We start from the raw sequence: 24,152 nt of genomic DNA on the forward strand, positions 1-24,152 counted from the left end.
CGATGACCGACACCCCCCTCCGCGCCGGCCGCGTCGACCGGCGCACCGCCGAGACCGACGTCAGCGTCGCCCTCACCCTCGACGGCACCGGCAAGGCCAGCATCGCGACCGGGGTCGGCTTCCTCGACCACATGCTGGAGCTGCTCGCCCGGCACGCCTTGTTCGACCTCGACATCAAGGTCACGGGCGACCTCCACGTCGACCAGCATCACACCACCGAGGATTGCGGCATCGCGCTCGGCCAGGCCTTCGCCCAGGCGCTCGGCGACAAGCGTGGCATCCGCCGCTACGCCGACCTGCACCTGCCCATGGATGAGGCACTGACCCGGGTCGCCGTGGACATCTCCGGCCGGCCGTTCCTGGTCTTCCGCACCACCTTCGCCCGCGAGAAGATCGGCGCCTTCGACACCGAGCTGGTGCGCGAGTGGTTCCAGGCCTTCGCGATGAATGCCGGCATCACGCTGCACGTCGAGACGCTGTACGGCGACAACCAGCACCACATCGCCGAGAGCTGCTACAAAGGCCTGGCACGTGCCTTGCGGCACGCCGTCGAGGTCGATCCCCGCGAGGGCGGCCGCGTGCCGTCGACGAAGGGCTCGCTCTAAGGCCGCAACGACGGATCCCGGGGGGAACGGATGACCACCTACACCCTGCACCTGCCCGACGAGGTCGATCCCGCCGAGCCGGAGGCCCTGGACCGCGCCAAGCTCGTGCCCGACGCCTTCGTCTGGCCGGCCTTCTGGTTCTCCGCCCTGTGGTTCTTCTGGCACCGGCTCTGGCTCGCCGGCCTGATAGTGCTGGCGGCCGAGATCGTGGTCTGGCTCGCCGGGCTCGCGCTGGGGTTGAGCACGGCGGCGGGCTTCGCCATCGCGCTCCTCCTGTCCTGGCTCGTCGGGCTCGAGGCCTCGTCCCTGCGGCGCTGGACCTATGCCCGCACCGGCCGCCCGATCCGCGACGCGGTGACGGCCTCGGACGCCAAGGAGGCCGAGGTCAAGTTCGTCGCCCGCTGGCTGCGGGAGGAGGGCGCGCGGATGGGCAGTCCCCCGTCGCGGCCCGTCGCTCCGGCCCATGCCCGGTCCGAGAGCCCGGCGCTCGGCCTGTTTCCGGAAGCGCAGGGCCAACGGTGAGCCCCGCAACCCCACCATCATGCGCGCCGCCCCGGGCCGGCGGCGCGATCCGGGAGAAGCTCCGTTGAGCGCCGACACCGTCGCCATCATCGATTACGGCTCGGGCAACCTGCACTCGGCCGCCAAGGCCTTCGAGCGCGCCGCCCGCGAGGCCGGCACCGAGGCCCGCATCGTCGTCACCTCCGACCCCGCGACCGTGGCGGCGGCCGACCGGGTCGTGCTGCCGGGCGTCGGCGCCTACGCGGATTGCCGGCGCGGGCTCGACGCCGTGTCGGGCATGGTCGAGGCGATGACCGAGGCGGCGCACGGGCGCGGCCGGCCGTTCCTCGGCATCTGCGTCGGCATGCAGCTGTTGGCGAGCCGCGGCCTCGAATACGAGGTGACGCCGGGCCTCGGCTGGATCCCGGGCGACGTCGCCCCGATCACGCCGGCCGATCCCGGCCTCAAGGTGCCGCATATGGGCTGGAACACGCTGCAGCAGCGCCGGCCCCACCCGCTCCTCGACGGCATCCCGACCGGCCCGGACGGCCTGCACGCCTATTTCGTGCACAGCTACGCGCTCAGCCCGGCCGAGCCCGACGACGTGGTGGCGAGCGCCGATTACGGCGGGGCGGTCACCGCCATGGTGGCGCGCGGCACCATCGCCGGCACCCAGTTCCACCCCGAGAAGAGCCAGACCCTCGGCCTTCGCCTGATCGGCAACTTCCTGCGCTGGCGCCCCTGACCGGGCGCCGGCCCCCCGACCAACTCCAGCCTTGCGGTGACGACGCGTGATCCTGTTTCCGGCCATCGATCTCAAGGAAGGGCGCTGCGTCCGCCTCGTGCAGGGCGACATGGCCCAGGCCATCGTCTTCAGCGACGATCCGGCCGCGCAAGCGACCACCTTCCAGGAGCAGGGCTTCCCCTGGCTCCACGTGGTGGATCTCGACGGCGCCTTCGCGGGCGCGCCGATGAACGCCTCGGCGGTCGATGCGATCCTGGCGGCGGTGACGATCCCGGTCCAGCTCGGCGGCGGCATCCGCGAGATGCGCACCGTCGAGGGCTGGCTCGCCAAGGGCGTCAGCCGGGTCATCATCGGCACCGCCGCGGTCAAGGACCCGACCTTCGTGCGCGAGGCCGCCCGTCGCTTCCCGGGCCAGATCGCCGTCGGCATCGACGCCAAGGACGGGCGCGTCGCGGTCGAGGGCTGGGCCAAGACCTCGACGGTGACGGCGGAAGAGCTCGGCCGGCGCTTCGAGGATGCCGGCGTCGCCGCGATCATCTACACCGACATCGCCCGCGACGGCATCCTCAAGGGCCTCAACATCCCGATGACGCTCGGCCTCGCCCAGGCGGTGAAGATCCCGGTCATCGCCTCCGGGGGATTGGCCTCGATCGAGGACGTCCACCGCATCCTCGAGCCCGATTGCGCGGGCCTCGCCGGCGCCATCACGGGCCGGGCCCTCTACGACGGCCGCATCGACCCGAAGGAAGCGCTCGCCGCCATCGCGCGGGCGAAGGGCGCCCGGGCGGGGTGAGGCGGAGGGGTCCGTGGCGTGGTAGGATCATGGCCGCTTCCCGGAGGCCTCTGACCGCATGACGGCCGCGACCCGCAAATCCAGGCCCGCGCCTGCACGCTCGGCTCCCCTACGACCCACGACGGCCTATGCCGACGACATCTACGGCTGGGCGATGGAGCAGGCTGCGGCGCTCCGCGCCGGCAACCTCTCGGTCCTCGACCGGGAGAACCTGGCCGAGGAGATCGAGAGCGTGGGTCGCTCGGAGTTCAATCGCCTCGTCAGCTTCTACGCGCTGATCCAGCTTCACATGCTGAAATGGCAATTCCAGCCCGGCCACCGCAGCGCCAGCTGGGCGATCTCGATCGCGACGCATCGTCAGCACGTGATCGAGGTCTTCGGCGACAATCCGAGCTTGAAGTCGCGGCTCGACGAAGCCTTCGAGCGCGCCTACCGCCAGGCTCGTCTCGACGCCTTGCGCGAGACCGGTCTTGCCGCGACGACGTTCCCGGCGGCCTGTCCCTTCACGCGGGACGAGGCGATGTCGCGCCCCTTCCTCTACGAGTAGAGCCTCAGAACCGTGCTCAAGACCCGCATCATCCCCTGCCTCGACGTGAAGGACGGCCGCGTCGTCAAGGGCGTCCAGTTCCTCGAGCTGCGCGACGCCGGCGATCCGGTCGAGGCCGCCAAGGCCTACGACCGGGCCGGGGCCGACGAGCTCTGCTTCCTCGACATCACGGCGAGCCACGAGGCGAGAGGCATCCTGCTCGACGCGGTGAGCCGCACGGCGGAGGCCTGCTTCATGCCGCTCACCGTCGGGGGCGGCGTGCGCAAGGTCGAGGATATCCGCACGCTGCTGCTCGCCGGGGCCGACAAGGTGTCGATCAACACCGCGGCGGTGAACGACCCGGACCTGGTGGCGCGGGCGGCGGAAAAATTCGGCGCGCAGTGCATCGTCGTGGCGATCGACGCCAAGCGGGTCTCGGGCGAGGGCGAGGCCCCGCGCTGGGAGATCTTCACCCATGGCGGCCGCAAGCCCACCGGGATCGACGCGATCGAGTTCGCCCGCCTCGTGGCGGCGAAGGGCGCGGGCGAGTTGCTCGTCACCTCGATGGACCGCGACGGAATGCGCTCGGGCTACGACATCGGGCTCACCCGGGCGATCACCGATGCGGTCACCGTGCCGGTGATCGCGTCGGGCGGCGTCGGCGGCCTCGACGACCTCGTGGCGGGCGTGCGCGACGGGGGCGCGAGCGCGGTGCTCGCCGCCTCGATCTTCCATTTCGGCCAGCACACCGTCGGGGAGGCCAAGGCCCACATGGCGGCGGCCGGCCTCGCCATGCGGCTCGACCCGACGCCGTGACCGTCCGACCATTGCGGCCGGGACGGACGCGCGAAGCCGCTTGACCACCCGGCTCCGCCGGCCCCAGGGTTCGCGCACAACTCCAATGGCAGCCTGATGACCGCCTTCTCCCTCGCCGACCTCGACCGCATCGTCCGCGAGCGGGCCGCCGCCTCGCCGGAGGAGTCCTACACCGCCAAGCTCGTGGCCGGCGGGCCGGCGCGGCCGGCCAAGAAGCTCGGCGAGGAGGCGGTGGAGGCCGCGATCGCCGCGGTGCAGGGCGACCGCGACGGGCTGACCGCGGAGGCGGCGGACGTGCTCTACCACCTGCTGGTGGTGCTGCGCGCCGCCGAGGTGCCGCTGGAGGCCGTGATGGCCGAGCTGGAGCGGCGCACCGCCCAGAGCGGCATCGCCGAGAAGGCCGCGAGGAGGCCCGCATGAGCGAGGCGGGCATCAACGACCGGCTCGGGCCCGGCTCGGCCCCGACGCTGGGCGCGGCGCAGCTCGCCGCGAGCCTCGACGAGGCGACCGACCACCTCTCGCCCTACCGGGTCTTCTCCCGCGAGGAATGGGCGCACCTGCGCGCCGACACGCCGCTCACCCTCACGGCCGAGGACGTGATGCGGCTACAATCGCTCAACGACCCGATCTCGCTCGAAGAGGTCATCGCCATCTACCTGCCGCTGTCGCGGCTGCTCTCGCTCTACGTCGCGGCGACGCAGGGGCTGTTCAAGGCGACCCAGCGCTTCCTCCTCGCCGAGCGCGAGGTGAAGGTGCCCTACATCATCGGGGTCGCCGGCTCTGTCGCGGTCGGCAAGTCGACCACCGCCCGTGTGCTCAAGGCCCTGCTCGCCCGCTGGCCCAACACCCCGAAGGTCGACCTCGTCACCACCGACGGGTTCCTGTTTCCGAATGCCGAGCTGAACCGCCTCGGCCTGATGGAGCGCAAGGGGTTTCCGGAGAGCTACGACACCCCGACGCTGCTGCGCTTCCTCGCCGACATCAAGGCCGGCAAGCGCCACGTCGCGGCGCCGCTCTACTCCCACCTCGTCTACGACGTGGTGCCGGGGGAAACGACGGTGGTCGACCGGCCCGACATCCTGATCGTCGAGGGGCTGAACGTGCTGCAGCCGGCGCGCCTGCCGCGGGACGGCACCGCGATCCCCTTCGTGTCCGATTTCTTTGACTTCTCGGTCTATCTCGACGCGCACGAGGACGACCTGCATCGCTGGTACGTCAACCGCTTCCTGCGCCTGCGCCACACCGCCTTCCGCGATCCGCTGTCCTACTTCCGGAAATACGCGGAGATCAGCGAGGAGGAAGCGCTCAACACCGCCGACGGGCTGTGGAACCGCATCAACCTCCTGAACCTGCGCGACAACATCGTGCCGACGCGCCAGCGCGCCAGCCTGATCCTCGCCAAAGGCGCGAGCCACCGGATTGAGAGCGTGGCGTTGCGCCGGCTGTAGGGACGCCGCGCCGGTCATCCAGGCAAGGAAGCGCCCACGCCGAGTTCGAGACTTGGAGGTCGATGGCGTGGGCGCATGCCGATGAGCGAGGCAGTCCGCCCACTTTATGGGATCGGGGTGGAGCCGCCATCACCCGTTTGGGGGGAGGCTCAGGCCGGGCCGAGAGGGTCCGGGTCGTCGTCCAGCGGATAGGCCGCTTCGACCACGTAGGGCCCGCCGCCGACCGAATCCCGCGCCGAGTAGAGCGCCACCCGCCGGGCGGTGAAGGTCAGCCGCGGAAACACCGGCTGCATCGCGAGGTATTGCGCCACCCCGTCCGGGCCGGCGCCGCGCTTGAGCCGCGCCAGCGTCACGTGCGGCGTGAAGCGCCGGGTGTCCGGCTCCGCCCCGAGCTGGCGCAGGATGCGCTCGTGCTCGGCCTGTAGCTCCGCGAGGTCGGGATCGGGCACCACCCGGGCGAAGAGCGCGTGCGGGCGCTCGCCGCCGAAGCTCGCGAGCCCGTCGAGGGCGAGCGTCAGGGGAGGGCGGGGCTTGGCCTCGGCCAGGGCCGCGGCGATGTCCTCGGCCATGCCGCCGTCGACGTCGCCGATGAACCGCAGGGTGACGTGGTAGTCCGACGGCTCGACCCAGCGGGCGCCCGGCAGGCCGCCCCGGAAGGCCCCGAGCATCAGACCGGTCTCGGGCGGGACCTCGATCCCGGTAAACAGGCGCGGCATGGCGGCTACGCTCCCTTGCGCAGGCGCGTCAGAAACTCTTCCACGCTCGGCAGGATGCCGGAGACGATCCGCGCCACCCCGGCCTTGGTCGGGTGCAGGCCGTCGGGCAAGTTGAGGCTGCGGTCGCCCGCGATCCCGTCGAGGAAGAACGGGTAGAGGACCAGGCCGTAGCGCGCGGCGAGCCTCGGGTAGATCGCGTCGAAGCGCTTGACGTAATCGGGCCCGAGATTCGGCGCCGCCCGCATCCCAGCGAGCAGGACCGGGATGCCGCGGGCCTTGAGCCCGGCGACGATCGTGTCGAGGGCCTTCTCGGTCACCGCCGGGTCGGTGCCGCGCAGCATGTCGTTGGCGCCGAGTTCCAGGATCACCCCGTCGGTCCCGTCCGGCACCGACCACGCCACCCGGTCGAGCCCGCCGGTCGCGGTATCGCCCGAGACGCCCGCATTGGCGATCGTCACGGCATGGCCCCGCGCCTTCAGGGCGGCTTCGAGCTGTGCCGGGAAGGCGGCGTCGGCCGGCAGGCCGAGGCCCGCGGTCAGGCTGTCCCCGAGCGCGACGAGGGCGAGCGGGCGCTCGGCGGCGCCGAGCGGCGTGGTCAGGGTCATCAGCAGCGACACGATCAGAAATGCGAGCGCCGCGCGGCGGCCATCATGGCGGACCAGGGATGCACGGCCCATATCGGGCCGGCGGGCCGCCTGTCTTGCGTTGGTCCGTCCCACTCGTCACCTCCGGCCGCGACCGATCCGGTCGCCGCGTACAGATCGGCTCTTCGCGCATGACCGACAAGGCCACCGGACCGGCGATCGCGCTCCACGGCGTCGATCTCAGCCTCGGCCGCGGCGCCGCCCGGGTCCACATCCTCAAGGGGATCTCGCTCGACGTCGCCCCGGGCGAGGCGGTCGGCCTCGTCGGGCCGTCGGGCTCGGGCAAGTCGACCCTGCTGATGACCATGGCCGGGCTGGAGCGGCCGGATTCGGGGCGGGTGGTGGTGGAGGGCACGGACCTCGCCGGACTCGACGAGGATGCGCTGGCGCGCTTTCGCGGCCGGCGCATCGGCATCGTCTTCCAGTCCTTCCACCTCGTGCCGACCATGACGGCGCTCGAGAACGTCGCGCTGCCCCTCGAACTCGCCGACGCGCCCGATGCCCATGTCCGGGCGGCGCGGGAACTGGAGGCGGTCGGCCTCGGGCACCGGCTGCACCATTACCCGGCTCAGCTCTCCGGCGGCGAGCAGCAGCGCGTCGCCATCGCCCGCGCGATCGCGCCGGAGCCCGCGATCCTGGTCGCGGACGAGCCCACCGGCAACCTCGACGAGGCGACCGGCGCGCAGATCGTCGATCTGCTCTTCGCCCTCAAGCGCGACCGCGGCGCGACCCTGGTGCTGGTCACCCACGATCCCGGCCTCGCCCGGCTGTGCGACCGCACGGTGCGGCTGCGCTCGGGCCTGATCGACACCGCGGTGAGCGCGTAGGGACCCCCATGCACGGCAGCCTTCCCACGCTCCCCGGTGGTTGTCCTCCCGGTCCTCCCGCTGGGGCCGGTCGCCCGTCGCGCCTGCCCCTGACCCTGCGCCTGGCGTTGCGCGAGCTGCGCGGGGGCCTGCGCGGCTTCACGGTGCTGCTCGCCTGCATCGCCATCGGGGTCGCCACCATCGCGGGCGTCGCCTCGCTATCGCGCTCGCTCTCCGACGGGCTCGCCCGCGAGGGCCGGAAGATCCTCGGCGGCGACGTGACGTTCGGGCTGATCCACCGGGAGGCGAGCCCGCAGGAAAGGGTCTTCCTCGATGCGCGGGGCCGCGTCTCGGTGGTGGGCTTCACGCGCGCGATGGCCTCGGCCGGGGACAAGGGCGCGGCGCTGGTCGAGCTGAAGGCGGTCGGGCCCGATTATCCGGCGGTGGGCGATCTCGTCACCGAGCCGCCGCTGCCGGCCGCCGCGATCTTCTCGCAGGCGGACGGCGCCTACGGCGCCGCCGCCGACCCGGCGCTCCTCGCCCGCCTCGACCTCAAGCTCGGCGACCGCCTCACGGTCGGCGGGGCCGAGATCGTGTTGCGCACGGTGCTCACGAGCGAACCCGACAAGATCGCGGGCGGCATCGGCTTCGGGCCACGCCTGATGGTCTCGCTCGACGCGCTCAAGGCCTCGGGCCTCGTCCAGCCCGGCAGCCTCAACCGCTTCGTCTACCGGGTGATGCTGCCGCAGGGCGACGACGCGGCGGTCGAGCGGGTGATGGCCGAGGCGCGCCAAACCCTGCCGGAGGCCGGCTGGGAGATCCGCTCGCGGCTCAACGCCGACCCGCGGTTCGCCCGCAGCATCGAGCGCTTCACCCAGTTCCTGACGCTGGTCGGCCTCACCGCGCTCCTCGTCGGCGGGGTCGGCGTCGCCAACGCGGTGCGGGCCTTCGTCGAGCGCAAGCGCGCCTCGATCGCGACCCTCAAGAGTCTCGGCGCGCCGGGAAGCCGGGTGGTCGGCATCTACCTGACGCAGGTGATGCTGATTTCCGGGATCGGCATCCTTGCCGGCCTCGTCGTCGGCGCCGTGCTGCCCTTCGCCCTCGACGCCGCCTTCGGGTCGCTGCTGCCGCTCCCGCTCAACCCGACGCTGGTCCCGGGGGAACTCGCGGTCGCGGCCCTCTACGGGGTGCTGACGGCGCTCGCCTTCGCGATCGGGCCGCTCGGGCGCGCCCACGACGTCGCGGTGTCCGGGTTGTTCCGCGATACCGTCGATCCCGACCGGCGCCGGCCGCGGCCGCGCTACCTCGCGATCCTGGCGCTGGCGCTCGCCGGCCTCGTCGCGCTGGCGATCGCCACCGCCTACGACCGGTGGGTGGCGCTGATCTTCATCGCGGCGGCCGGGCTGGCCTTCGGGTTGCTCCGCCTCGTCGCCCTCGGGCTGATGGCGCTCGCCCGCCGCCTGCCGCGCCCGCGCCGGGCCGCGCCGCGGCTGGCGCTCGCCAACCTCCACCGGCCCGGTGCGCTCACCCCGTCGATCGTGCTCTCCCTCGGCCTCGGCATCACGCTCCTCGTCGCGCTCAGTCTGATCGACGCCAACATCACCCGGACGCTGACCCGCTCTCTGCCCGCCAAGGCGCCGAGCCTGTTCTTCCTCGACATCCCGGGCCGCGAGGCGGAGGCCTTCGACCAGTTCCTCGGCCGGGCCGCGCCGCGGGCCAAGATCGAGCGGGTGCCGATGATGCGCGGGCGGATCACCGCCCTGAACGGCGTGCCGGCGGGCCGGATCAAGGCCGGCGAGGATGCCGCCTGGGTGCTCGACGGCGACCGCGGCATCACCTACGCGGAGGATCTGCCGGACGGCTCGACGATCACCGCGGGGACGTGGTGGAAGGGCGAGGAGGCCGGCAAGCCCCTCGTCTCCTTCGACGAGCAGCTCGCCCGCAGCCTGAACCTCAAGGTCGGCGACACCGTCACGGTCAACGTGCTCGGGCGCAGCCTCACCGTCCCGATCGCCAACCTGCGCCACGTCGAGTGGCGCAACCTCGGCATCAACTTCGTGATGGTGTTCTCGCCCGGCACTTTCCGGGGGGCGCCGCACAGCGACCTCGCGACGCTGACCCTGCCGGAGGGGCCCGACGCCGCCCTGGAGGCCAGAATCCTGCGTGATGCCGCCAAGGAATTTCCCTCGGTGAGCAGCGTGCGGGTGAAGGACGCCCTCGATGCGGTCAACGACCTCGTCGGCAAGCTCGTCTTCGCGATCCGCGGCGCCAGCGCGGTGGCGGTGGCCACCAGCCTGTTCGTGCTCGCCGGCGCGCTGGCCGCCGGCCACCGCGCCCGGCTCTACGACGCGGTGGTGCTGAAGACGCTGGGCGCCACGCGGGGGCGGCTGCTCGCCGCCTACGCGATGGAGTACGGTGCGCTCGGCCTCGCCACCGCGCTGTTCGGGCTCGCTGCCGGCACGCTCGCGGGCTGGGTGATCCTGACCCGGGTGATGCGGCTCGACTTCGCCCTCGACCTGTCGGGCGCGGTCGTGGCGGCCGGCCTCGCGGTCGCCGCCGCCATCGTGCTCGGGCTCGCCGGCACCTGGCGCATCCTCGGGCAGAAGCCGGCCCAGTACCTACGAAATCTTTAGGGTTTTTAATCCATCTGCCGCCCTGCGGCGGATGGACGTTGCGTTTTGGCCGGCCTCGCCCGGTCAAGATTGGCTCACGCCCTTGTGCACCCCGTGGGCGCGCCACATATTCCGGTCAAGGCGTTCGGCCCCGCGAGGGACCGGATGCCGGCACGACGCAACCAGCGTCCGAGGGTCGCGTGAGAGCCTCGCACCGCATTCATTCACGCTAGAGAGCTTCCGAAGGAAACTCCCATGGCATTCGAGAACAGCCCGTTCCGGCAGGGCAACGCGACTGGCTACGGCGGCCCGACCGGCTACGCCCAGGGCCAGGTGCAGGTCGACCAGGGCCTGCGCGCGTTCATGCTCGGCGTATACAACAACATGATCATCGGCCTGGGCATCTCCGGGCTGGTGGCGGTCGGCATCAACAAGCTCGCGGTGGCGACCTCGTCGGCGGACGCGGTGGCGCGGATCGGCTCGATCCCGCTGACCAGCTTCGGCCGCACGCTCTACGCCACCCCGCTGATGTGGGTGATCGCGCTCGCGCCGCTCGCCTTCATTTTCCTGTTCTCGTTCCGCATGGAGCGGATGTCGGCGGCGACGGCGCGCACCACCTTCTTCGCCTTCGCGGCGGTGATGGGTGCGTCGCTGTCCACGCTGCTGATCCGCTACACCGGGGCGAGCGTCGTCCAGGTCTTCTTCATCACCGCGGCGGCCTTCGGCGGCCTGAGCCTCTACGGCTACACCACGACCCGCAGCCTCTCGGGCATCGGTTCGTTCCTGGTGATGGGCCTGATCGGCCTGGTGATCGCCAGCCTGGTCAACATCTTCCTGGCCTCGAGCGCGCTGCAGTTCGCGATCTCGGTCATCGGCGTCCTGATCTTCGCCGGCCTGACCGCGTACGACACGCAGAAGCTCAAGGAGATGTACCTTTACGGCAACTTCGACGGCGAGGCCGCCGCCAAGGTGTCGGTGTTCGGTGCCCTGACCCTGTACCTGGACTTCATCAACATGTTCCAGTTCCTGCTCTCGCTGATGGGCAACCGGAACAACTGAGCCGCGATCCCCGGGGGCGCCGATGCCCCCGGACGGACGAGACCAGAAGCCCCGGCCCGCAAGCGGCCGGGGCTTTTTTCGTGGTGCATCCGCGCATCCATTGACGCCGAAAAATCTCTGACTTACGTCAGAGAAATGCCGATCGATCCCACCAGCCGCATCCGCCGCTTCAACCGGGCCGTGACCGCCGAGGTCGGGGCTCTCGACACCTCGTTCCTCGGTCGCGGCCGGCCGCTCGGCGCCGCCCGGGTGCTGAACGCCATCGGGCACGGACGCGGCGAGGTAGGGCTCCTGCGGGACTATCTGGGGCTCGATTCCGGCCTGCTGAGCCGGTTCCTGCGCGGCCTGGAGGAGGAGGGACTGGTCGTCACGCTGCCCCACCCGGGCGATGCGCGGCGCCGGGTCGCGGCCCTGACCGAGGCCGGACGGCGGGAGTTTTCGGCCTACGAGGCCCTGTCGAACGACCGGGCGGCGGAGCTGCTCGCCCGCTTCCCGAAGGGCGAGGAGCTGTTGCGTGCCATGGACCTCGTCGCGACGGTGCTCGGCCGCGACCGGATCGCGATCGATGAGACCGATCCGCGCGGGGAGGCGGCCCTGCACTGCCTCACGGCCTATTACGCCGAGCTCGGACGCCGCCTCTCGACCGGCTTCGACGTCGCGCTCTCCCGCGACCCGGAGGCCGCCGACATGATGCGCCCGCGCGGCGCCTTCCTGGTCGCGGTCTCGGACGGGCTGCCGATCGGCTGCGTCGGGCTCAAGGGCAAGGGCGGCGACATGGCGGAGATCAAGCGGCTCTGGGTCTGCCCCTCCGCCCGCGGCCTCGGCCTCGCCCGCCGGCTGATGGAGGCCGCCGAGAGCGCGGCGCGGACCCTCGGGATCACCACCCTGCGGCTCGATTCGAACAGTGCGCTCACCGAGGCGCTGGCGCTCTACCGCCGCACCGGCTGGGTCGAGATCGACCGCTTCAACGACGATCCCTACCCGGATTTCTTCTTCGAGAAGCGGCTGTGACAAGGCCGCCTCGAGCATGTTTCGACGACGTGGATTCTGGTTCGTCGTAGACGATGCAGCAACAATCGAAGGCCTGGAAAGCTTCGTGATTGCAGTGCCACGGTACACGACCCCGGCCGGGAGCCGTGCCGCCAGGCTCCATGACCCATTGCACACCAATCCCTTTCCCGGACGACTGAAGCGAAGCGGAAAGAGATCCGGGATCCAGCACGAAAAGTCGCGAAGCGTCTCTGTGTCTGCGACGGTGCAACAGATTGAGCCGCTTCGCGGCATGTCTTCTGCTGGATCCCGGATCTCCTTCCGCTACCGCTCCAGTCGTCCGGGAAAGGGGGCGGAACGCCCGCGTGTCGGCCTCCACTTTCTCCAGTGTCGCGTACCGCGATTGTGAAGCGCTCCAGCCGGTCGCGGTCTGGGCTGGCATCCGGCACTCTCAGCCCCGCGCCCCGCGCAGGATCAGCCGGCTGCCCCGGACCTCGTAGGAGGCCAGGCGCTCCAAGAAGCTCATCCCGAGTAGGTTCACGCTCAGGGCCCCCGGGCGGGTGACCAGGGCGGAGACGCGGGTCTCGCCGATCGGGCCGACCGCCACCGTGTCGAGCACCACCGGGGCGGCGGCGGTGCGGCCGTTGGCGGTCTGGACCTGGACCCGGAAGGCGGATGGGGCCGGGTGCAGGCCGAGCGCCGCGGCGGTCTCGGCGGTGAGCACGACGGCGCTGGCGCCGGTATCGAACACGAAGGCGTGGCGCCGTCCGTTCACCGCCGCCTGGACGGTGAAGCCGCCATCGACCCGGCGGGCGATCGTCACCTCGTTGCCGGCGCCGGGGATGGGCTGGCCCGGGTCCATCTCGCCGAGGGTGCGGAACGCGAGGTCGCGGGCCTGGTCGCGGTAGACGTAGAGGGAGGCGAGCCCGGCGCCGACGACGCCCCAGACCAGGAGAGCGAGGACGCCCTCGCCGAAGCCGGTCCGGAACCGGTTCCCGACGCCGTTGAGGAGGAGCAGCGCGGCGGCGAACCCGCCCGCGAGCCCCGCCGCCTCGTCGGGGCGCAGGCCTGCAAGCTCGCGCCCGCCGACGGCGTTGAGCGCGTAGGCGCAGGCGAGCAGCAGGAGCCCGATGCCGACCGCGCCCGGCACCGGTCAGGCGACCACGGGGGCCGGGGAGGGCGCCGGCTCGGGCTCGGGATAGGCCGCGGCGAGCCGGGCCGGCAGTCCCGCCATGATCCGCAGCCGCTCCGGCTCGGCGAGGGCGCCCCAGGCGGCGATCTCGTCGCCGGTGCGGCCGCAGCCCTCGCACAGGCCGGTGACGGGATCGAGGACGCAGAGGCGGATGCAGGGGGAGGAGGCGGGCATCAGGCGGGAACCGCGATCACGAGGGCGAGGAGGGCGGCGATCTCGGCGGTCTGCTGGCACGCCCCGATGACGTCGCCGGTCTGGCCGCCGACGAGGCGCGCGGCCATCCGCGACAGCGTCCAGGCGGCCCCGAAGGCCAGGAGACCGGCGAGCGCGAGGCCGAGCCAGGGCAGGCCGAGGAGGCCGGCCGCGACGAGCACCGCGAGGCAGAGCGCCCAGGCGGTGGCGTGGGTGGCACCGCTCGGCCGGCCGACCGCGTGGGCGGCGCCGTCCGGCCGGGCCGGCGGCAGGCGGCAGAGCGGCCACAGGGCGGCGGTGCGAGAGAGCGCCGCGACCGCCAGCAGGGCGATCGCGACGCGCCAGCCGATCCGTTCGGCGAGCGTCGCCAGCGCCCCGATGCGCAGGGCACAGGACAGGACCAGGGCGGCGGCCCCGTAGGCGCCGATGCGGCTGTCGCGCATGATCTCGAGGCGCCGCGCCACCGTCAGGCCGCCCCCGAACCCGTCGGCGACGTCGGCGAGCCCGTCCTCGTGCAGGGCCCCGGTGACCAGGGTGGAGACGGTCAGCGCCAGGGTCGCGGCGAGGAACGGCCCGAGCCCGAGAGCGAGCCCGGCGGCGAGCGCGACCGCCCCCGGCAGGCCGATCACCACGCCGGCGAGCGGCAGCATCCGCGGCACGGTGCGGAAGTCGGGGGCGGCGTGCCGGTCGGTCTCGCCCGGCAGGGCCGGGACCGGCAGGCGGCTGTAGAAGCGCAGGCAGGCGGCGAGGTCGCGCAGCGGCGGCCACGGGCCGGAACGCGGCGGCGGCTCGAACTCGTCGTCGGCTTCGCCCGGCCCCGCTCTCACGCCCGTCGCCATCACACCACGCATCCCGACGCCCGAGGGCGATCCGTACGCCGGATTCGCGCCCACGCGGCATTTTGCTGTATCTGCTCGGCCCACGAAAGCCCACCGGGCGGGGAAGCCCCGCCCCGGCGGGGGAAACCCCGCGGAGCGAGAGAATCCATGACTGCCGACACGACCGACGCCGCCCCGTTCGACGACATCCGCCGCCTGCTCGCCACCATGCCGGGGCCGGACGAATCCGCCGCCGCCGAGGTCTCGGCCCGCGATTCCGTGCTGACCAAGCCCCCGGGCAGCCTCGGCCGGCTCGAGTTCCTGGCGGCCTGGATGGCGGCCTGGCAGGGCAAGGCGCCCCCGACCCTCGACCGGCCGCTGGTTTGCGTCTTCGCCGGCAGCCACGGCGTGGCGGCCCGCGGCGTCTCGGCCTATCCGTCCGCGGTCAACCGCCAGATGCTCGACAACTTCGCGGCCGGCGGCGCGGCGATCAACCAGATCTGCGGCGCCTACGGCCTCGGCTTCAAGGTGTTCGACCTCGCCATCGACATGCCGACCGGCGACATCACCACCGAGCCGGCGATGACCGAGAAGGCCTGCGTCGCCACGATGGCGTTCGGCATGGAAGCGGTGGCGGCGGGCACCGACGGGCTCGGCGTCGGCGAGATGGGCATCGGCAACACCACGGTCGCGGCCGCGATCTACGCGGCGCTGTTCGGCGGCGAGCCGGCCTCCTGGGTCGGCCGCGGCACCGGCGTGGACCAGGCGGGTCACGCCCGCAAGGTCGCGGCGGTCGAGGCGGCGCTCGCCTGCCACCAGGGCCATCTCGACGATCCCCTCGCCGCGATGGCGCGCCTCGGCGGGCGCGAGATCGCCGCCATGGCGGGCGCGATCCTGGCGGCGCGTCTCCAGCGGGTGCCGGTGGTGATCGACGGCTACGTCTCGACCGCGGCGGCGGCGCTCCTCCATGCGGTCGATCCCCGCGCCCTCGACCACTGCCTGGCCGGCCACGTCTCGGCCGAGGGCAACCACGCCGCGGTGCTGGAACGCCTCGGCCTGCGCCCGCTCCTCGACCTCGGCCTTCGCCTCGGCGAGGGCAGCGGCGCCGCCCTGGCGCTCGGGCTCGTCAAGGCGGCGGTGGCCTGCCACCGCGAGATGGCGACCTTCGAGCAGGCCGGCGTGTCGGGTCCGGTCGCCTGAGGCGGTCGGTCATGGGTTCGGAAGGGCCGGGGGCGCCTGCTCCCCGGCCCGGTTCGCCACCCGGATCTGCCACAGGCACAGGAGCGGCGTGACGACGAGCTCCATGCCGAGCGCCGCCAGCATGGTGAGCGACGGCACCCCGGTGAGCCACAGCCCGAGCAGCCGGGCGAGGCCGCCGAGCGCCACCACCATGGTCAGGAAGCGGAACAGCGAGGTCCGGCCCTCGATCGCCGGAATCGTCGACCAGAACAACAGGCCGATCCCGAGGAGCAGGCCCGACAGGTAGCGCAGGTGGCTGTCGGTCGAGATGTCGACGCTGCCGCCGCCGAGGCCGGCCTGGCCGAACAGCACGCCGTAGAGCCCGCCCAGCACCGGCACGAGCCCGGCCACCGCCACCACTCGCTGGAGCGCGCGCCTCTCCGCCTCGAAGGTCATCCGTACGGCCCCGCTCTCTGCCCGGTGGACAATCCGCCGGGCGGGCTGCGGTTCACCAATGGTGCAGCACCACGGCGTCGGCGAGGCAGCCCGGCTTCTCGCCGCCCTCGATCTCCACGGTCACGCCGTAGGTGGTGCGCAGGCCGCGCGGCGGCACGTCGAGGGCGGCGGCCACCCGCACCCGGCCGCGCAGGCGCGAGCCCACCACCACGGGAGCGGGGAAGCGGACCCGGTCGAGGCCGTAATTCAGGCTGAGCCGCAGGCCGTCGAGGCGCCTCACCCCGGCGATGAAGCGCGGCACCAGCGACAGGGTCAGGTAGCCGTGCGCCACCGTGGCGCCGTAGGGCGATTCCCGCGCCGCCCGCTCCGGATCGACGTGGATCCACTGGTGGTCGCCCGTCGCCTCGGCGAAGCGGTCGATCGTCGCCTGGTCGACGGTGATCCACTCGCCGATCCCGATCTCCTGCCCGATCGCCGCCTTCAGGGCCTCCGGCCCGTCGAAGATGTTCATGCGTCCCTCCCGTTTCGGCCATCCTAGGCCGCGTGGCCGGTCGCGGCCACGCTCGATCGGGGAGCGATGCCCGCGCACTCGGTGCGGGAGGGGCAGGGGGAAGGGCCCTGCAGCGCCGGGATCGAGCCCTGGGGGTATTCAGGCGCGTCACGCAGGAGCGCCGATATCATGTTGGAGGTGGCGACACAGGAAACCGGCGGATGCCGGTCTTTCGAGCGACGCCGGTCGCTCACCCGAGCCGCCAGTCGATCGGCTCCAGCCCCTTCTCCTCCAGCCAGGCATTGGCCTGGCCGAACGGCCGGCTGCCGCGGAAATCCGCCTTGCGGTTGAGGGGGGACGGGTGGCCGGCCTCCAGCACCAGGTGCTTCTCGCCGTCGATCAGGGCGGCGCGCTGGCGGGCCGGCGCCCCCCAGAGCAGGAAGGCGACCGCCGGGCGCGTCCTCGAAACCGCCTCGACCGCCTGGTCGGTGAGGGCCGACCAGCCGAGCTTCATGTGCGCGCCGGACTTGCCCGCCTCGACGGTCAACGCGGCGTTGAGCAAGAGCACGCCCTGGCGCGCCCAGCCCGAGAGGTCGCCGGAGGTCGGCACCGGGGCGCCGGTCTCCTCCGCCATCTCGGCGAGGATCACCTTGAGCGAGGCCGGCAGACGGCGCCCGCCGACATACGAGAAGGCGAGGCCGTGGGCGTCGCCCGGGGTCGGGTAGGGGTCCTGGCCGAGGATCACCGCCCGCACGTCGTCGAGCGGCGTCAGCGCGAGCGCGTTGAAGATGTTCTCCGGCGCCGGCAGCACCCGGGCGCCGGCCTCGCGCCGGGCGTCGACCGCCTCCGCCACCCGCTCGGCGCTGCCGTCCTCGAAGAACGGCAGGGCGAGCCAGGGCGAGCCGGAGGCGCGGAAACGGGCGAGCGCGCCCGCGACGGAATCGTCTGTCGGCATCGGACCTCGAGGATCAGCGGATCGTCAGGCGCCCGGTGCGGATGGTCAGGGGCGCGTTGGCCTGGATGTAGGACATCACCACGTTGGCGACGAGCGTGCCGTCGGTGGTGCCGACCAGGGTCTCGCCCTGGGCCAGCATGCCGTAATCGTTGCCGCCGCCGAGCATGAAGTTGTTGGCCGCCACCAGATAGGTCCGGGCGGGGTCGAGCGGCGTCTCGCCGACCGTGACCGCGACGACGCGCTGGCCCGCCGGGCGCATCGGGTCGACCGTGACGGCGATGCCCGAGACCTGGGGAAACCGCCCGGAGGGGCGTCCGATCTCGGAAAAGCCGTTCTCGAGGGCGGCGCGCAAGACCGCGCCGCTGATCCGCACCAGCACCGACGTGTTGCCGAAGGGCAGCTCGGTCCGGACGTCGCGGCGCGTCAGTTCGGTGCCGGCCGGGTAGAGCCGGTTGCCGCGGATGCCGCCGCCATTCATCAGGCCGATCTCGGCGCCCGCGGCGTGGCGCAGGGCGTCGGCCACGAGGTCGCCGAAGGCGCTCTCGCCCTGGCGTACCGCGCCGGTGCGGGTGTCGAGGGCATCGGTCACCCGGCCGAGCGGCTGGTCGAGCTCGCGCGACAGCTCGCCTTCGAGGCGTGCCACCACCGCCTGGACCTCGGGGTCGGGCTCGATCTCGGCGGTGTCGTGGATGCGGAAGGAGGCGCTCCAGGTCAGGGCCTTGCCGCTCCCCTCCGCCTTGACGTCGATGGCGGTGACGTACTCGGCGTCGTGCCCGGATTCGGCGAAGGCGGTGCGGCCGTCGTAGCGCAGCGCTAGGTCGTGGTCGTGGCCCGACAGCACGATGTCGGCGTGGCGGCTCGCCACCAGGGCCTCGTCGGTCGCCCGGTCGGTGTGACAGACCGCCAAGACCATCTCGGCCCCGGCCGCCCGGAGCGCCGTGGCCTCGCGGGCGAGCGTCGCGACGGCGGGACCGAAGGTCCAGTCGCCGGATTGCGACTTCGCCTCGGTTTCCGGGAGGGCGATGCCGACCACCCCGAGCTTGATGCCGCCGAGGGTCAGGATCGTCGACTCGCTCGTGCCCGGCACCGTCGTGCCGTCGGCCCGGCGCAGGTTGGCGGCAAAGACCGGAAAGGCCGCCTCCCGCATCCGCTCGAGGTAGACCGCCTGCCCGAAATCGAACTCGTGGTTGCCCGGCACGAACACGTCCGGCCGGATCAGGTTGGTGAGCGTGATGATGTGCCGCCCCTGGTCGATGCCCGACAGGAGCGAGGGCGAGAGCGTGTCGCCGGCATGGCAGACCAGGACCGGCCGGCCCCGCGCGCGCTCGGCCTTCACTACCGCGGCGAGCTTTGGAAAGCCGCCGCGGCCGTCCACCGCCCCCATCCGGTAGATGTCGTTGACGAGGACCAGGGTGAAGTCGACGTCGGGGGCCCGCGCGGCGGCCGGGGTCGCGCCGGCCAGCCCGGCGAGGCCGGCCCCGAGGCCGAGGGCGAGGGTCTGGCGGCGGCTGGGCGAGGTCATGCGGGGCTCCGGCAGCGGGGGACCGGCAGTGTCGCACGGGCATTCCGACGGTTGGATGTCCCGCAGCGACGCAAGCCCGGGTTTTCCCGCGCCGATCCGGCCCGGTGCAGCGTCGCGACACGTTGGTTCGCGCGGCCTTTGCGCTATGTACCCGGTCACCCGACGCGAAGACAGACGAGCCCGGACGCGCCATCCTGCCGGGCCGCAGCACAGACCGGACGATCATGAACGAGGTGACTCCGAACGCCACGCTCGCCCGCGGCGCCACTCCCGTCGGCCCGGCCGGTGCGGGTTCCGCCGGCCAGGCCGGAGCGCTGCCCGCCGGCCATCCGGCCGTGCGCTGGGGCCGGATCGGCGTGCTCCTGATGAATCTCGGCACGCCCGAGGGCACCAGCTACTGGCCGATGCGCCGCTACCTCAAGGAGTTCCTGTCCGACCGCCGCGTCATCGAGGTGCCGCGCGCGGTCTGGTGGCCGCTCCTCAACCTCGTTATCCTGACCAAGCGCCCCGGGCCGAAGGGCCGCGACTACGCCTCGGTCTGGAACAACGAGCGCGACGAGGGCCCGCTCAAGACCATCACCCGCGGCCAGGCCGAGAAGCTGCAGGCGGCGATGGGCGATAAGGTCGTGGTCGACTGGGCGATGCGCTACGGCAAGCCCGAGGTCGACCAGCGCATCCAGGCGCTTCTCGACCAGGGCTGCGACCGCATCCTCCTGGTGCCGCTCTATCCGCAATACGCCGCCGCCACCTCGGCCACCGCCTGCGACCAGGCCTTTCGCGCGCTGATGAAGATGCGCTGGCAGCCGACCGTGCGGGTCTCGCCGCCCTACCACGACGACCCGGTCTACATCGACGCGGTGGCGAGCGCGATCCGCCGCGACCTCGCCGCCCTCGACTTCGAGCCCGAAGTCATCCTCACCTCGTTCCACGGCGTGCCGAAATCGTACCTGATGAAGGGCGATCCCTATCACTGCCAGTGCGTGAAGACCGGCCGGCTGATCCGCGAGGCGCTCGGCTACTCGCCCGAGCGGATGCGGACGACCTTCCAGTCGCGCTTCGGCAACGAGGAATGGCTGAAGCCCTATACCGACGAGACCGTGAAGGAGCTGGCGGCGCAGGGCGTGAAGCGCCTCGCCATCGTGGCGCCCGGCTTCACCGCCGATTGCCTCGAGACGCTCGAAGAGCTCGACGGCGAGAACCGGCACTATTTCGAGGATGGCGGCGGCACCCACTTCGCCTACCTGCCCTGCCTCAACGACGGCCCGGAGGGCATGCGGGTGATCGAGCACGTCGTCGCCCGCGAGCTGAAGGGCTGGCTCGACTGAGCGGTGGACGGGCCGCTGCGTCCGTCGCGGCGGCTCCCAACGGCGTTTAAGCTCGGGCATGTCCGTCGCTCCCTTCCTCCTCGGCACCCTGCCGACCCCGATCGGCACGATGCTGCTGGTCTTCGACGAGGACGCGCGTTTACGCGCCCTCGACTGGTCGGACCACGAGGCGCGGATGCGGCGCCTGCTGCGGCTGCATTACGGGACCGCTTTCTCCCTGAACGAGGCCGCCCCGCCGCCCGCTCTCGCCGAGCCGATCGCGGCTTATTTCGCCGGCGATCTCCGGGCGATCGACCGCCTCGCGGTGCGCACCAACGGCACCGTGTTCCAGAGGGAGGTCTGGGCGGCGCTCCGGGCTATCCCGGCTGGCACGACCCTGAGCTACGGCGCCCTGGCGCAACGCCTCGGCCGCGACAAGGCGGTGCGGGCGGTCGGGCTCGCCAACGGCGCTAACCCGGTCGGCCTCGTGGTGCCGTGCCACCGGGTGATCGGGGCGAACGCAACGCTCACCGGCTATGGCGGCGGGCTCCACCGCAAGCAGTGGCTCCTGGCGCACGAGGGCGTGACGCTCGACGGGCGGCAGGGGAGGCTGGATCTGGGGTGAGGCGGTTTAGTCCTCGACTTGCCGTGCGATGAGGTCACGGTCTCCCCGAACTCCGATCAACTCGGACAGGATGCGAATTGCGTGCATCCTACCCGTCCCGCCCACGACCTCATCCTGAGGTGCTGCTGCTTGCAGCAGCCTCGAAGGAGGGCTCCAGGGATCGCGGCGATATCTGGAACCCTCCTTCGAGGTCGGTCCACCATCGTTGAACCGACACCTCAGGACGAGGTCGAGAATGGGAAGGGTTTTTGATCAGCAGATTGGTCACATCCCGCCTGGTGAGGTTACCATGCAGCGACTGACCGGAAAGACCTGCCTCATCACCGGCGCCGCCCGCGGCATCGGCCGCGCCATCGCGGCCCGCTTCCGGCAGGAGGGCGGCGAGGTCGTCGTCACCGACATCGAGGAGGCGAGCGGTACCGCGACCGCCGCCGAGATCGGCGCGCGGTTCATCCGCCTGGATGTCGCCCGGGAGGAGGATTGGCTGCACCTGGCCGAGGCCATCCCGGTCGCCGACGTGGTGGTGAACAATGCCGGCATCACTGGCTTCGAGGCCGGCCCGGTGGTCCACGACCCCGAACATGCGAGCCTGGAAGACTGGCAGGCGGTCCACCGCGTCAACCTCGACGGCACCTTCCTCGGCTGCCGCTACGCGATCCGGGCGATGAAGGCGCGGGGGCGAGGCTCGATCATCAACGTCTCGTCGCGTTCCGGCCTGGTCGGCATCCCGGCGGCGGCCGCCTACGCCTCGTCGAAGGCCGCGATCCGCAACCACACCAAGACGGTGGCGCTCTACTGCGCCCAGCAGGGCTGGGCGATCCGCTGCAACTCCCTCCACCCGGCCGCGATCCTGACCCCGATTTGGGAGCCGATGCTGGGGGAGGGCCCCGACCGCGAGGCGCGGATGGCCGCCCTGGTCGCCGACACCCCGCTCAAGCGCTTCGGGACGCCGGAGGAGGTCGCGGCGGTGGCGGCGATGCTGGCCTCGGACGAGGCCGCCTACATGACGGGGGCGGAGATCAACCTCGACGGCGGGTTGCTGGCGGGGTCGGCGGCAAGCCCGGGGTGATCAAATCCGCTCCGCTCGCCATCCCCTTCGGCAGACAGGCTAGCGCATCCACACATCTCGAGGGGGAAGCGTGAGCCTGCAAGCCCGCAGACCAGGGATGGCCGTAAGCTCCCGCAACGCGCAACCTGCCGTGTCGTGGGCCACGCTGCGACCCGACGGGACATCAAAAGTCCAGATCAGGTCCCCGTCGTACAGTCCGGACGACGCCAGGAACTGACCGAAACTCGGCACTCCCGAGAGCGACCTCTGCATCTCGGGCGATGCAAGAGGAGAGTCCGGAGCATCGGGCAAATCCAATGCAGGAGCGCGCTCATCCGCGAGGGCGGATCCGGCATCCGTCACGCCTCGCGATCGCAGCTCGCCCCGACGGAAAAGGGGCCGCCTTGCGGCGACCCCCTCCCGTCTCTCGAAGACTGGGTGGCTGGACTTAGAAGTCCATGCCGCCCATGCCGCCGCCGGGCATGGCCGGAGCAGCGCTCTCCTTCTTCGGGGCGTCGGCGACCATCGCCTCGGTCGTCACCAGCAGGCCGGCCACCGAAGCGGCGTCCTGCAGGGCGGTGCGCACGACCTTGGCCGGGTCGACGATGCCGGCCTGGATCATGTCGACGTACTCTTCGGTCTGGGCGTTGAAGCCGTAGGTCTCCGAGTCGCCCTTGTCGGTGATCTTGCCGACCACGATCGAGCCCTCGACACCGGCATTGCCGGCGATCTGGCGGATCGGGGCCTCAAGCGCCTTGAGGACGATCTTGATGCCGGCCTGGACGTCGGCGTTGTCGCTGGTGAGAGCGGCCACGGCCTTCTTGGCGCGCAGGAGAGCGGTGCCGCCGCCGGGGACGATGCCTTCCTCGACCGCCGCTCGGGTGGCGTGGAGGGCGTCGTCGACGCGGTCCTTCTTCTCCTTGACCTCGACCTCGGTCGCGCCGCCGACGCGGATCACCGCGACGCCGCCCGCGAGCTTGGCCAGACGCTCCTGGAGCTTCTCGCGGTCGTAGTCCGAGGTGGTCTCCTCGATCTGCGCCTTGATCTGCTGGACGCGGGCCTCGATGTCCGACTTCTCGCCGGCGCCGTCGATGATCGTGGTGTTCTCCTTCTCGATGCGGACGCGCTTGGCGCGGCCGAGCATCGGGAGGGTCACGTTCTCGAGCTTGATGCCGAGGTCCTCGGCGATCATCTGACCCTGGGTCAGGATCGCGATGTCCTCGAGCATGGCCTTGCGACGGTCACCGAAGCCCGGCGCCTTCACGGCCGCGACCTTCAGGCCGCCGCGCAGCTTGTTGACGACGAGGGTGGCGAGCGCCTCGCCCTCGATGTCCTCGGCGACGATCAGCAGCGGCTTGCCGGTCTGGACGACGGCCTCGAGCACCGGCAGCATCGCCTGGAGCGACGACAGCTTCTTCTCGTGGATGAGGATGTAGGGATCCTCGAGCTCGGCGATCATCTTCTCCGCATTCGTGATGAAGTACGGGGAGAGGTAGCCGCGGTCGAACTGCATGCCCTCGACGACGTCGAGCTCGGTCTCGGCGGTCTTCGCCTCCTCGACCGTGATGACGCCCTCGTTGCCGACCTTCTGCATGGCATGGGCGATCATCTCGCCGATGTCCTTGTCGCCGTTGGCCGAGATCGTGCCGACCTGGGCGATCTCCTCCGAGGCCGACACCTTCTTGGCGCGGCTCTGGATGTCCTTCACGGCGGCCTGGGTGGCGAGGTCGATGCCGCGCTTCAGGTCCATCGGGTTCATGCCGGCGGCGACGTACTTGGCGCCCTCGCGGACGATCGCCTGGGCCAGCACGGTGGCGGTGGTGGTGCCGTCACCCGCGATGTCGTTGGTCTTCGAGGCCACTTCGCGCACCATCTGGGCGCCCATGTTCTCGAACTTGTCGGCGAGTTCGATCTCCTTGGCGACGGTCACGCCGTCCTTGGTGATCCGGGGAGCGCCGAAGCTCTTCTCGATCACGACGTTGCGGCCCTTGGGGCCGAGCGTGACCTTCACGGCATCCGCCAGGATGTCGACGCCGCGCAGCATCTTCTCGCGGGCGTCAGAGGCGAAACGAACGTCTTTCGCTGCCATGGTGATTCCTCACTGTCGATC

Annotated in this window: 26 protein-coding genes; 16 read left to right on the forward strand and 10 right to left on the reverse strand. The window is 71.7% G+C overall.

The window, feature by feature from the left end; genetic code table 11:
* Positions 1 to 2: 2 nt before the first annotated feature.
* From hisB to coaA, 8 genes are all read left to right on the forward strand, one after another.
* Positions 3 to 605, forward strand: a complete 603-nt coding sequence (hisB, locus tag BMX97_RS04325; protein ID WP_060850127.1) for an imidazoleglycerol-phosphate dehydratase HisB — start codon at positions 3 to 5, stop codon at positions 603 to 605.
* A gap of 30 nt (positions 606 to 635) precedes the next feature.
* Positions 636 to 1,127: a DUF2628 domain-containing protein gene (locus BMX97_RS04330; RefSeq protein WP_091745722.1), complete on the forward strand. Its 492-nt coding sequence runs from the start codon at positions 636 to 638 to the stop codon at positions 1,125 to 1,127.
* A 64-nt stretch (positions 1,128 to 1,191) separates the two neighbouring features.
* Entirely contained in the window at positions 1,192 to 1,851 is a 660-nt protein-coding gene (gene hisH, locus BMX97_RS04335; RefSeq protein WP_091745724.1) for an imidazole glycerol phosphate synthase subunit HisH, read from the forward strand.
* 46 nt (positions 1,852 to 1,897) lie between these two features.
* Entirely contained in the window at positions 1,898 to 2,644 is a 747-nt protein-coding gene (gene hisA / locus BMX97_RS04340) for a 1-(5-phosphoribosyl)-5-[(5-phosphoribosylamino)methylideneamino]imidazole-4-carboxamide isomerase (RefSeq protein WP_091745727.1), read from the forward strand.
* Between the two features lie 58 nt (positions 2,645 to 2,702).
* Positions 2,703 to 3,191: a DUF29 domain-containing protein gene (locus BMX97_RS04345; RefSeq protein ID WP_091745729.1), complete on the forward strand. Its 489-nt coding sequence runs from the start codon at positions 2,703 to 2,705 to the stop codon at positions 3,189 to 3,191.
* Between the two features lie 12 nt (positions 3,192 to 3,203).
* Positions 3,204 to 3,986 (forward strand): imidazole glycerol phosphate synthase subunit HisF, encoded by a 783-nt coding sequence (hisF, locus tag BMX97_RS04350; protein ID WP_091745732.1) that lies wholly within the window; start codon positions 3,204 to 3,206, stop codon positions 3,984 to 3,986.
* A gap of 96 nt (positions 3,987 to 4,082) precedes the next feature.
* Positions 4,083 to 4,406: a phosphoribosyl-ATP diphosphatase gene (locus BMX97_RS04355; RefSeq protein WP_060850133.1), complete on the forward strand. Its 324-nt coding sequence runs from the start codon at positions 4,083 to 4,085 to the stop codon at positions 4,404 to 4,406.
* A gap of 47 nt (positions 4,407 to 4,453) precedes the next feature.
* Positions 4,454 to 5,434 (forward strand): type I pantothenate kinase, encoded by a 981-nt coding sequence (gene coaA / locus BMX97_RS04360; protein WP_058617119.1) that lies wholly within the window; start codon positions 4,454 to 4,456, stop codon positions 5,432 to 5,434.
* A gap of 149 nt (positions 5,435 to 5,583) precedes the next feature.
* Here coaA and thpR read toward each other — a convergent pair whose 3' ends face one another.
* Both thpR and BMX97_RS04370 read right to left on the reverse strand, forming a co-directional pair.
* Positions 5,584 to 6,150 (reverse strand): RNA 2',3'-cyclic phosphodiesterase, encoded by a 567-nt coding sequence (gene thpR / locus BMX97_RS04365; RefSeq protein ID WP_091745738.1) that lies wholly within the window; start codon positions 6,148 to 6,150, stop codon positions 5,584 to 5,586.
* Positions 6,151 to 6,155: 5 nt separating this feature from the next.
* The gene (locus BMX97_RS04370) at positions 6,156 to 6,755 is read right to left on the reverse strand and encodes an arylesterase (RefSeq protein WP_244538282.1); all 600 of its coding nucleotides are present in this window, start codon (positions 6,753 to 6,755) and stop codon (positions 6,156 to 6,158) included.
* Positions 6,756 to 6,925: 170 nt separating this feature from the next.
* Here BMX97_RS04370 and BMX97_RS04375 point away from each other — a divergent pair, with 170 nt between their 5' ends.
* The 4 genes from BMX97_RS04375 to BMX97_RS04390 all read left to right on the forward strand — a co-directional run bounded on the left by BMX97_RS04375 (position 6,926) and on the right by BMX97_RS04390 (position 12,282).
* Positions 6,926 to 7,621, forward strand: a complete 696-nt coding sequence (locus BMX97_RS04375) for an ABC transporter ATP-binding protein (protein WP_091745745.1) — start codon at positions 6,926 to 6,928, stop codon at positions 7,619 to 7,621.
* Positions 7,622 to 7,629: 8 nt separating this feature from the next.
* Positions 7,630 to 10,233: an ABC transporter permease gene (locus BMX97_RS04380; protein ID WP_091745748.1), complete on the forward strand. Its 2,604-nt coding sequence runs from the start codon at positions 7,630 to 7,632 to the stop codon at positions 10,231 to 10,233.
* 234 nt (positions 10,234 to 10,467) lie between these two features.
* A complete protein-coding gene (locus tag BMX97_RS04385) occupies positions 10,468 to 11,271 on the forward strand; it encodes a Bax inhibitor-1/YccA family protein (protein ID WP_060850137.1) in 804 nt (267 codons plus the stop codon).
* Positions 11,272 to 11,406: 135 nt separating this feature from the next.
* The gene (locus tag BMX97_RS04390) at positions 11,407 to 12,282 is read left to right on the forward strand and encodes a bifunctional helix-turn-helix transcriptional regulator/GNAT family N-acetyltransferase (RefSeq protein ID WP_091745751.1); all 876 of its coding nucleotides are present in this window, start codon (positions 11,407 to 11,409) and stop codon (positions 12,280 to 12,282) included.
* Positions 12,283 to 12,712: 430 nt separating this feature from the next.
* Here BMX97_RS04390 and BMX97_RS04395 read toward each other — a convergent pair whose 3' ends face one another.
* From BMX97_RS04395 to BMX97_RS04405, 3 genes are read right to left on the reverse strand one after another with little or no spacing between them, the layout of a single operon-like run.
* Positions 12,713 to 13,411 carry a retropepsin-like aspartic protease family protein gene (locus BMX97_RS04395; protein ID WP_091745754.1) on the reverse strand — a complete coding sequence of 233 codons (699 nt, stop codon included), beginning with the start codon at positions 13,409 to 13,411 and terminating at the stop codon, positions 12,713 to 12,715.
* A gap of 3 nt (positions 13,412 to 13,414) precedes the next feature.
* Entirely contained in the window at positions 13,415 to 13,627 is a 213-nt protein-coding gene (locus BMX97_RS04400) for a DUF1289 domain-containing protein (RefSeq protein WP_091745757.1), read from the reverse strand.
* Positions 13,627 to 14,484, reverse strand: coding sequence for an adenosylcobinamide-GDP ribazoletransferase (locus tag BMX97_RS04405; protein ID WP_177202119.1), 858 nt, complete (start codon positions 14,482 to 14,484; stop codon positions 13,627 to 13,629). The genes BMX97_RS04400 and BMX97_RS04405 overlap by 1 nt, the downstream gene beginning before the upstream one ends.
* A gap of 147 nt (positions 14,485 to 14,631) precedes the next feature.
* On the opposite strand from BMX97_RS04405, the gene cobT reads away from it, so the two are divergent.
* Positions 14,632 to 15,663, forward strand: coding sequence for a nicotinate-nucleotide--dimethylbenzimidazole phosphoribosyltransferase (cobT, locus tag BMX97_RS04410; RefSeq protein WP_091745763.1), 1,032 nt, complete (start codon positions 14,632 to 14,634; stop codon positions 15,661 to 15,663).
* Positions 15,664 to 15,672: 9 nt separating this feature from the next.
* Here cobT and BMX97_RS04415 read toward each other — a convergent pair whose 3' ends face one another.
* From BMX97_RS04415 to BMX97_RS04430, 4 genes are all read right to left on the reverse strand, one after another.
* Positions 15,673 to 16,098: a DUF4345 domain-containing protein gene (locus BMX97_RS04415; protein WP_091745766.1), complete on the reverse strand. Its 426-nt coding sequence runs from the start codon at positions 16,096 to 16,098 to the stop codon at positions 15,673 to 15,675.
* A 52-nt stretch (positions 16,099 to 16,150) separates the two neighbouring features.
* A complete protein-coding gene (locus tag BMX97_RS04420; RefSeq protein WP_091745769.1) occupies positions 16,151 to 16,609 on the reverse strand; it encodes a MaoC family dehydratase in 459 nt (152 codons plus the stop codon).
* Between the two features lie 229 nt (positions 16,610 to 16,838).
* A complete protein-coding gene (gene ung, locus BMX97_RS04425; protein WP_091745772.1) occupies positions 16,839 to 17,543 on the reverse strand; it encodes a uracil-DNA glycosylase in 705 nt (234 codons plus the stop codon).
* Between the two features lie 13 nt (positions 17,544 to 17,556).
* Positions 17,557 to 19,065 carry a bifunctional metallophosphatase/5'-nucleotidase gene (locus BMX97_RS04430; RefSeq protein WP_091745774.1) on the reverse strand — a complete coding sequence of 503 codons (1,509 nt, stop codon included), beginning with the start codon at positions 19,063 to 19,065 and terminating at the stop codon, positions 17,557 to 17,559.
* A 224-nt stretch (positions 19,066 to 19,289) separates the two neighbouring features.
* Between BMX97_RS04430 and hemH the strand changes: the two genes are divergently transcribed.
* The 3 genes from hemH (at position 19,290) to BMX97_RS04445 (ending at position 22,063) form a co-directional block, all read left to right on the forward strand.
* The gene (hemH, locus tag BMX97_RS04435) at positions 19,290 to 20,390 is read left to right on the forward strand and encodes a ferrochelatase (protein WP_091745778.1); all 1,101 of its coding nucleotides are present in this window, start codon (positions 19,290 to 19,292) and stop codon (positions 20,388 to 20,390) included.
* A gap of 58 nt (positions 20,391 to 20,448) precedes the next feature.
* Positions 20,449 to 20,994: a methylated-DNA--[protein]-cysteine S-methyltransferase gene (gene ogt / locus BMX97_RS04440; protein ID WP_091745781.1), complete on the forward strand. Its 546-nt coding sequence runs from the start codon at positions 20,449 to 20,451 to the stop codon at positions 20,992 to 20,994.
* A 289-nt stretch (positions 20,995 to 21,283) separates the two neighbouring features.
* Positions 21,284 to 22,063, forward strand: a complete 780-nt coding sequence (locus BMX97_RS04445; protein WP_091745784.1) for an SDR family oxidoreductase — start codon at positions 21,284 to 21,286, stop codon at positions 22,061 to 22,063.
* 427 nt (positions 22,064 to 22,490) lie between these two features.
* Here BMX97_RS04445 and groL read toward each other — a convergent pair whose 3' ends face one another.
* A complete protein-coding gene (gene groL / locus BMX97_RS04450; RefSeq protein ID WP_060850024.1) occupies positions 22,491 to 24,131 on the reverse strand; it encodes a chaperonin GroEL in 1,641 nt (546 codons plus the stop codon).
* Positions 24,132 to 24,152: the final 21 nt, after the last annotated feature.

The sequence above is a fragment of the Methylobacterium sp. ap11 genome (assembly GCF_900110515.1).
GTDB lineage: Bacteria > Pseudomonadota > Alphaproteobacteria > Rhizobiales > Beijerinckiaceae > Methylobacterium > Methylobacterium ajmalii.